Here is a 7969-nt window from a genome sequence, read left to right as displayed (position 1 = left end):
AGGCCGAATTTGAAGTCTTTTCTGAACGAAACCCCCTACTATCTGTGGTCAAGGTTCAGTTTTTAGCTTGGTTATCGCTTTTTCCATTTTAGCTTAAAGCCGTCCTCAAAGGACGGGGTTTTAACCCAAATTTTCGATAACCGATTTTCACAGGCTGGTCGTTGGCATTGGCGTGAACAGGGAGATTCCCACTATCGGCGGCGATCGCTGCTCCGAAGGAACTCGTAAACAGTGCCGAAAGTTTCAGGAAATCTCGACGGCTCATGCCGCAACAAGCACAATTATCGTGTAGGTTCATGGATTTACAGTGTCATGACAAGGGCTAATTCTTGAAAAATTGACCGGCGTAGATCACTCAAAAGCTTCGCTGACTCGAAACGGGGTTTCGGCATCGAGATGGTCCATTCTCGGCGGATGCCCACCGGATGACGGCCCATGAGAAGAACTCGATCGGCCACTAATAGGGCTTCATCGATGTCGTGAGTAACGAGGAGAACCGTACTGTTATAGAGAGCTATGACTTCTAGGAGGAGTTTTTGCATCTCGAAACGGGTGATCGCGTCGAGGGCGCTAAACGGCTCATCAAGGAGCAGGAGAGAGGGGCGGCGGGCGAGGACGCGGGCTAGAGAAACTCTCTGAGCCATACCGCCGGATAGTTGATGAGGATAGGCACGCTCGAAGCCATCTAGTTTGACGCTTTTAACAGCGGTGTGAACCCTTTCGCATAATTGCTGATGATCGAGGCGGGGCATCCGCTTTAATTTCAAACCAAAAGCCACGTTTTGCCAAACGGTTAACCAAGGTAAAAGGGCGGGGGATTGAAAGACGATCGAGCTACGGATGTCTGGTGCTTGTAAGGGTCGTGAGTGCAATTGTATTTCTCCGCCATCGGCACTTTGCAAACCAGCGGCGGTAGCAAGGAGGGTAGATTTGCCGCAACCACTGGCTCCGAGCAAACAAACCACCTCACCGGCCCGCACCTGTAGGTTAATATCCTCAAAAACGGTACGGTAGCCATTGCGGGTTTTATAGCGTTTGTGGAGATTTTTGAGGGTGAGGACGGGGTAATCAGTGGCGACGCTCATTCCCTCACCCCCGCCCGATCGAGTTCGCCAGTGAGAATCTTATCAGTAGAGGACTGACGTTGTAATTCTCTTTCCAGTTGAATCAGGCTCGGAGTTAACACTGGTAAAAAGGCGACCTCGCGCAGCCGTCGCGCCGTGTCGCTATTACGGAAATAGCCTTTTCCTCCCTTAATTTCCGCTTCTAACCATACGGATTCCACCGCTAACCGGGTAATGTCCACTCTGAGGGTGAATAGTTGGCGTGTTCGTCCGAGATCGAAGCTTTCTAGAGTGCTGAATTGCTCGATTGTCTTTTCTAGACGAGTCAGACGCTCGCGGGCGAAGAAATAACGATCGCTTGCTACCGCTGCCTTTCCCCCTAAACTTTTCTCCGTCTCCCCAAGGGATTTACGCGTAATGCCAAGGGCCAGTCCGCATTGTAACAGCAAGAAACAGGGGCGGACTGAGGGTAAAAATTTTTCTGCTTCAAAGCTGATAATCCAGTCGTGAGATAACTGAACTCGATCGAATTCAAGGGTACTGGTGCGGGAAGCTTGTAAACCCAATAATTGTAGGTCTTCACCCCGTTTTAACCCCTCTGCGAAAGAGGGAAGGGCGAGAATAAGAGTTTGTCCAGATGTAGTTTGAGCGGCAACGGCCACTATGAATTCTCCGTTAGAGTCGAGATTAGAGGCCCAAGGCAGGAAGCCATTAACAGTGACGTTTTCTCCCTCGATCTTTGCTTGTAAACGCAGCTCCTCGATCCCGCCGAGGTACTTCATCGCGTTAGAGAGTCCTGTTGCTCCGGCTATCTCTCCCTTGAGAACAGCCGGTAGAATTTTGTTTTGTAGGTAAGTGTTATTACTGGCCGCCAGATATTGAATGAAGACGCGCTGACACCAGAAAACAAAACCGGTGGTGAGGCAGCATTGGGACACAGAGGAGATCGCCTCTACTGCCTGTAATAAGGAGCCACCCCGGCCCCCTAAGCTTTCAGGTATAGCATAGCCGAACCAGCCCGATTCTCCTAGCTTGGTTAGGGCCCAACCGAGGTTGAGATTAGCTGTACCGTTGTTGAGGTCAGTGGCTCTTTCTTCTAGAAAAGAACTGATTTCGGAGCCTCGATCGAGCATAATTGTTCTCTCCTAGGGGTGAATATTTTCAATCGAGGTCAAACTATCTATAGGTGCGCCGACCACTTCTCTGGCTCTTTTTACCGCCGCTTCATCGGGACTATCGTAGAAACAGAGACATTTACTCAAGTCTTCGCAAACATAGGTACGCTCGAAACTGACTTCAGGCACTTGAGCGTAAAGGGGGGTTTTCTCTGCTTTTCGTTGCAGGTAAGTTTCCATCGTTAGCCCCGGGGGTAAATTCCACTGTACTAGATAGTTGGCTTTGTCTTGGCGCTCTCGCACAGTGGCTAAGTCCTGCCCAATCAAGCGCATTTCCTTGATTAGTTGCCAACCTAGCCCAGCGTTTTCTAGTACTTGTTCGACGGAGGCGCGATCGATCGCTTTGATAATCAGGAATAACCGCCCCTCTGTTCCGCCAATTAGGGCTTCGATTAACTCTCCCTGGGATTTTGATGCGAGTGTGGCAATGCGCTCCAATATCTCGCTCACCTCTTCTTTTGTCCTTTCTTGTCGATCATCCTCTACTAGATATAGAGTCATAATTCATCTGAAATACATTTACAATACATTTGAGTTTACTGTCTTTGGGAAAAAAAAGCAATATTTTCAAGAGCCTGAAAACGAGGTGACACGGGAGTAGATGGTTCAAGACCGTTTCGCTCAAGTCGTGGCCAGAACCCTTGCCTTGGGTGATATGCGTGACCCGATTTTTTCGATAACCGCTAGATCTGGCTGAATTTTTTTCAGCCAAAGACTTGACAAAATCAAAAATTTTTGCTAACCTTGTAGTATAATGGGAATCCGTCTCGGCCTACGAACTCTCTTTTTAACTCTTTCTCAAGAATAAAAATTTTAACCCGAATTGCCGGTAGTAGCTAAACTAAGAGCAGTACCAAGGGAAACGGTGACTATGGAAGTTATTTGCACGCGTCCCCACTGTCCGAAACCGCGTAATCAATGCCCAGACCTAGACGATAGCAATCGCTTAACCTCGATCGATCAGAAATATTGTACTACTTGCGGGATGCCATTAATTTTAGGGGGACGTTATTTGCCAGAACGTCTATTGGGACAAGGAGGATTTGGGGCGGCATTTTTAGTAGTAGATCGTTATAGTCCCAAAAAAGCTAAATGTGTACTCAAACAATTTCAACCTTCCGGTAATTTAAGTCCGCAAGCTTTAGAAAAAGCGAAAAACTTATTTTTTCAAGAAGCGCACGTTTTAGAAGATTTAGGACGAGAACATCCCCAAATCCCCGATCTCTATGCTTTTTTCCCTTTAACAGTCAAGAATCAATTAACGGGAGAAGAAGAGCAATTTTTCTATCTGGCCCAGGAATATATCGACGGTAAAAACTTAGAAGAAATTCTCCAACAGCAACAAAAACCCTTTCAAGAAAGTGAAGTCAAAAACATTCTCGAAGAATTACTTCTTATCCTCAAATTTATTCATGAAAATGGTTCCATTCACCGGGATATAAAACCATCTAACATCATGCTATCCAAAAATGGCCGCCTCTATTTACTCGATTTTGGGGCAGTAAAACAGGCTACCAATAATCCCAATAATACACAAGAGAAATCCACAACAATTTACTCGGCAGGATTTGCCCCTCCCGAACAACAATTAGGCAATCAGGTATCAGCAGCCACGGATTTATATGCCCTAGCAGCTACCTGTGTTATGCTCTTAACTAATCGCGATCCTGATGATCTATACGATCCGCAAAAACAGGTCTGGAATTGGCAAAATTATGCCCCCAACATCAGTGCAGATTTAGCAAGAGTATTCAATAAAATGTTACTAGCAAATCCCCTGGATAGATTTCAATCCTGTGGAGAAGTTTTAACCGCTTTAAATCCTCCTCCTCCATTTTCCCCATCTCCTTCACCTTCTCCAATTCCTCCATCTCCTTCACCTTCTCCAATTCCTCCATCCCCTCCATCCCCTCCAGTGATTAGAAAAACTTCCCGCTTTTCTCTTGGAGAAACCTTCGCTAATGCTGCCTTTACAGGATTTGAAGGGACATTATTAGTAATTGCCTTAAATAGTTTAGTCCCCTCGGTAGGAATTGTCATCGCTTTTATGATCTTAGGGGGCTTAGTTTTGGCATTATTTAAAAAAGTGATTGAAGGGGTAGATTTAGCGATTCTAGCAGCAAGTACCTCCTTTGCCTTCTGGTTATATACGCAACTGCAAGGAACCCTAAGTTTCCCTGAAATTACTATCATTGCCGTGATGGCAGCCATCGGAGCAATTGCTATTACCGCCTTTTTCCGGTTAATATATCGGATAATTTTGCGATTATTTTAAAACCCTGAAAGTGGTTAAATTATCATCACTACCGCCAGTAATCGTGCCACCGAGGTCTAAAATAGTTTGCAGATAGTCGAGGATTCCCTGAGAAATTAACTCTCCCGGCATCAAAACGGGAATACCGGGGGGATAGGGACAGATAACATCAGCACTAAGACGATCGAGGGCATTTTTCCGGGATACTATCTCTGTAGGGGCAAAAAAAGCCTTTCTAGGAGAAATAGCCAAATTTCCCGTGACTGGGGGAGGAGTGGGGGGTAAACTGGTAGAGGAAGGGTATTTCAGGCATTGAAAAGCAGTAATTAGACGATTAATGTGTTCTCGATGGTTGCCGATGGAGATAATAAAAGTAAGTTGGCTGAAAGTCGGTAATTCTGCGGTGACAGCGTATTTTTCTCGCAAAATATCGTCTATTTCGTAACCAGTTAAACCAAAATCTTTGACGATTACCGTTAAACGAGTGCGATCGAACCAGTGACAACCCGGGATAGAATGGGGAAAGTCTAAAACAGAGATATTAGGAATTTTATTGAGTTCTTTTCGGGCGATAGCGGCTAAATCAAGGGTTTTGCTCAGTAAATCTAGTCCTTGCGTCGCCATTTGCTTTCTGGCACTATCAAGAGAAGCGAGAAGCAAATAACTAGGGCTAGTGGTTTGAACTAATTGTAAGGCTCGATCGACTTTTTCGGAACTAATGCGATCGCTTTTTAAGTGTAACATCGATGCTTGAGTTAAGGCCCCCAAAACCTTATGGGTGGACTGAATAGCCATATCGGCACCGAGAGACAGCGCAGCCGGAGGTAAATCGGGATGAAAGGCAAAATGCGCCCCGTGAGCCTCATCGACGAGCAGCGGGATAGAATAATGATCGGTAATCTGGGCGATAGTTTTTAAGTCACAGCAAACCCCTTGATAGGTGGGAGAGACTACCATCACCGCTTTGGTGTCGGGATGAAGTTTCAGGGCATTTTCGAGGGATTGGGGGGTTATATTTAAATTTAGATCGATAGTGGGATTATATTCGGGATTGATAAAGATAGGCTGCGCTCCAGAGAGAATTAAGCCTGAAATTGCCGATTTATGAATATTTCTCGCCAAAATAATTTTATCTCCTTGGCCGCAAGTGGCTAAAATCGCCGCAATAATGCCACAACTGGAACCATTGACCAAAAACCAGCTTTTATCTGCCCCAAATGTCTCGGCTGCTAAAATTTGCGCTTCTTTAATCACTCCCGTCGGGGCAAACAAATTATCAAGGTCGGGTAATTCGGGTAAATCGGCTTTAAAGACGCTTTTTCCCAGTAAATTACTTAAATCTTCCCCGATTCCTTCCCCCTGCTTATGCCCTGGCGCATAAAATGGTACATCTAAACTATTGACTTTTTTTTGCAGTTGTGATAGCAGCGGAGCAGATTCTGGCGAAGGCATTGTGGGAAGTGGGGAAGTGGGGGATTTGTCAGTAATCAGTAATCAGTAAACAGTAATTGGTAATTAGTGAAGATTGATCGGCGAATAATATCATTTAAAGCTTAAAACTTAAAACTTATCACTTTAATCTCATAACTGATGACTGATAACTGGTAACTGATCACTGATAACTGTTAAATATCTGTGCCTAACATTTGCAGTTTATATAAACTAGCGTAGAGGCCGTCTTTGGTTAATAAATCTTCATGGGTTCCCGATTCGACTAATTCCCCGCGTTTAAGGACAAGAATTCGATCGACATCGCGAATAGTAGAGAGACGATGGGCGATAATAATAGCAGTACGATCGACTAGAATCTGTTCTAAAGCTTCTTGAATTAATACTTCTGTCCCCACGTCTAAACTAGCGGTAGCTTCATCTAAAACTAAAATTTCGGGGTTACGAATAGCGACTCTCGCAAAAGCGAGTAATTGTTTTTGTCCTCCCGATAAATTTGAGCCCCGTTCCCGTAAAAGGGTATGATAACCATCGGGTAACTCCTCGATAAAGTGATCGATATTAGTTAATTTAGCTGCTGCCTTCACTTGCTCAAAATCATAATTTTCCCCTAAAGTAATATTGCGAGTAACATCTCCGGCAAATAGAAAAGTTTCTTGGAGAATGACACCGATATAACGTCTTAATTCCGCTTGGGGAAGATAACGGATATCGATACCATCCACTAGAATTCTGCCCTTACTTGGTTCGTAAAGACGACAGAGAAGACGAATAATCGAACTTTTTCCCGCACCGGTGGGACCAACTAAAGCGACTTTTTCCCCTGGATGAATGGTAAAATTGAGACCTTTGATAATATATTCATCGGGTTTATAACCAAACCAAACATTCTCAAAAATAATCTCGCCAGTTTGACGTTTTTCTGGGAAGTAAATCTCTTTATAATTGTTAGAATCGGTGATTTCAATGGGAATACTAATTAATTCACCAATTCGTTCTATAGCAGTAAAACCCGCTTGAAACATGGTAAATTTTTCGGCAAACTGACGCAGGGGATTAAAGAGACGTTGGGAGAATAAAATAAAAGCTGATAAAACCCCAAAATCAATGGTTTTCTGGAGAATAAAAATCCCACCTAACCATAATACTCCTCCCACGGCAATTAATCCGATCCATTCCAAAGTGGACGAGACAGCCGAATCATAAAAAATTGTTTTATCTAGGGATTGACGATATTGAGTATTGATAGCGCGAAACATTTCAGCATTAAAGCGTTCGCGGCGAAATAATTGAACAATATTAACTCCGACTACATTTTCCTGTAATTGGGCATTAAGTTTTGATAATTCCTCGCGGACTTGATAGTTAGCGATGCGGTATTGTTTTTGAAAAAAGATAATTAAAGCAGTGACGGGAAATAACATCAACACCAACAATAAAGCTAATTGCCATTGCAGGGTAAACATGGTGATGATAATAACTAAAATATTGACCAAATCACTGACAACTCCGATCGCCCCACTAGCAAAAACTTCTCCTAATGCTTCCACATCGCTGGTTAAACGAGTGACTAAACGTCCCACGGGAGAGCGATCAAAAAAACTAGAGGAAAGGGAGGTGACATGGGTAAATAAATCTTCCCGGACATTAGCAGTAATTGACTGACCGACTTTCTGCACTAGATAACCTTGCATTGTCCCTAAAATCAGTCGTAAAATAATCGAAACCGAGAGGATAATAATTAGGGTATTGATGGCTGCTATTAAGGGCATTCGAGCCAAAAAATCCCAAGTTTGTTCCTTTTGCAAAAGGGAGACCGCTTGACCGATAATTAAGGGTTGGATCGCCCCTGTGAGAGATAGGGGAAAAAGGAGTATTAATGACCAAAATAGCAGGGCTTTTTGCTTTTTCGCGTAGGGAAGTAATCTTAATAATAAGCTCCAGTCATTTTCTTTGACCGGAGGGGACACAGGGGAGGAGGATAGACTCATGAAGGGGTTTCCAATGAAATTCTCGGCAGCCGGGGA

Annotated in this window: 7 protein-coding genes; 1 reads left to right on the top strand and 6 read right to left on the bottom strand. The window is 44.2% G+C overall.

Annotated elements, in window-relative coordinates; all coding sequences use genetic code 11:
- Positions 1 to 88: 88 nt before the first annotated feature.
- From IM479_RS12435 to IM479_RS12420, 4 genes are read right to left on the bottom strand one after another with little or no spacing between them, the layout of a single operon-like run.
- Positions 89 to 298 carry a hypothetical protein gene (locus IM479_RS12435; RefSeq protein WP_287684322.1) on the bottom strand — a complete coding sequence of 70 codons (210 nt, stop codon included), beginning with the start codon at positions 296 to 298 and terminating at the stop codon, positions 89 to 91.
- Positions 299 to 302: 4 nt separating this feature from the next.
- A complete protein-coding gene (locus IM479_RS12430; RefSeq protein WP_287684324.1) occupies positions 303 to 1085 on the bottom strand; it encodes an ABC transporter ATP-binding protein in 783 nt (260 codons plus the stop codon).
- Entirely contained in the window at positions 1082 to 2197 is a 1116-nt protein-coding gene (locus tag IM479_RS12425) for an acyl-CoA dehydrogenase family protein (protein WP_287684325.1), read from the bottom strand. Before IM479_RS12425 ends, IM479_RS12430 begins: the two co-directional genes overlap by 4 nt.
- Before the next feature lie 12 nt (positions 2198 to 2209).
- A complete protein-coding gene (locus IM479_RS12420) occupies positions 2210 to 2740 on the bottom strand; it encodes a DUF4242 domain-containing protein (RefSeq protein WP_287684326.1) in 531 nt (176 codons plus the stop codon).
- A gap of 370 nt (positions 2741 to 3110) precedes the next feature.
- Between IM479_RS12420 and IM479_RS12415 the strand changes: the two genes are divergently transcribed.
- Positions 3111 to 4514 carry a serine/threonine-protein kinase gene (locus IM479_RS12415; protein WP_287684327.1) on the top strand — a complete coding sequence of 468 codons (1404 nt, stop codon included), beginning with the start codon at positions 3111 to 3113 and terminating at the stop codon, positions 4512 to 4514.
- On the opposite strand, the gene IM479_RS12410 is transcribed toward IM479_RS12415, so the two are convergent.
- Together IM479_RS12410 and IM479_RS12405 are read right to left on the bottom strand one after the other, a co-directional pair.
- A complete protein-coding gene (locus tag IM479_RS12410; RefSeq protein ID WP_287684328.1) occupies positions 4506 to 5945 on the bottom strand; it encodes an aminotransferase class I/II-fold pyridoxal phosphate-dependent enzyme in 1440 nt (479 codons plus the stop codon). The genes IM479_RS12415 and IM479_RS12410 overlap by 9 nt on opposite strands.
- A 173-nt stretch (positions 5946 to 6118) precedes the next feature.
- The gene (locus IM479_RS12405; protein WP_287684329.1) at positions 6119 to 7933 is read right to left on the bottom strand and encodes an ABC transporter ATP-binding protein; all 1815 of its coding nucleotides are present in this window, start codon (positions 7931 to 7933) and stop codon (positions 6119 to 6121) included.
- Positions 7934 to 7969: the final 36 nt, after the last annotated feature.

The sequence above is a fragment of the Microcystis sp. M165S2 genome, from assembly GCF_020245885.1.
In the GTDB taxonomy this organism is placed as follows: domain Bacteria; phylum Cyanobacteriota; class Cyanobacteriia; order Cyanobacteriales; family Microcystaceae; genus Microcystis.
The sequence above is the reverse complement of the archived record's forward strand: the minus strand, read 5'-3'. Positions and strand labels throughout refer to the sequence as shown.

Bases quoted from the DNA above. Each gene is read 5' to 3' on its own strand.
- IM479_RS12405 (WP_287684329.1), bottom strand. From the start codon at position 7,933: ATGAGTCTATCCTCCTCCCCTGTGTCCCCTCCGGTCAAAGAAAATGAC.
- IM479_RS12410 (WP_287684328.1), bottom strand. From the start codon at position 5,945: ATGCCTTCGCCAGAATCTGCTCCGCTGCTATCACAACTGCAAAAAAAA.
- IM479_RS12420 (WP_287684326.1), bottom strand. From the start codon at position 2,740: ATGACTCTATATCTAGTAGAGGATGATCGACAAGAAAGGACAAAAGAA.
- IM479_RS12425 (WP_287684325.1), bottom strand. From the start codon at position 2,197: ATGCTCGATCGAGGCTCCGAAATCAGTTCTTTTCTAGAAGAAAGAGCC.
- IM479_RS12430 (WP_287684324.1), bottom strand. From the start codon at position 1,085: ATGAGCGTCGCCACTGATTACCCCGTCCTCACCCTCAAAAATCTCCAC.
- IM479_RS12435 (WP_287684322.1), bottom strand. From the start codon at position 298: ATGAACCTACACGATAATTGTGCTTGTTGCGGCATGAGCCGTCGAGAT.
- IM479_RS12415 (WP_287684327.1), top strand. From the start codon at position 3,111: ATGGAAGTTATTTGCACGCGTCCCCACTGTCCGAAACCGCGTAATCAA.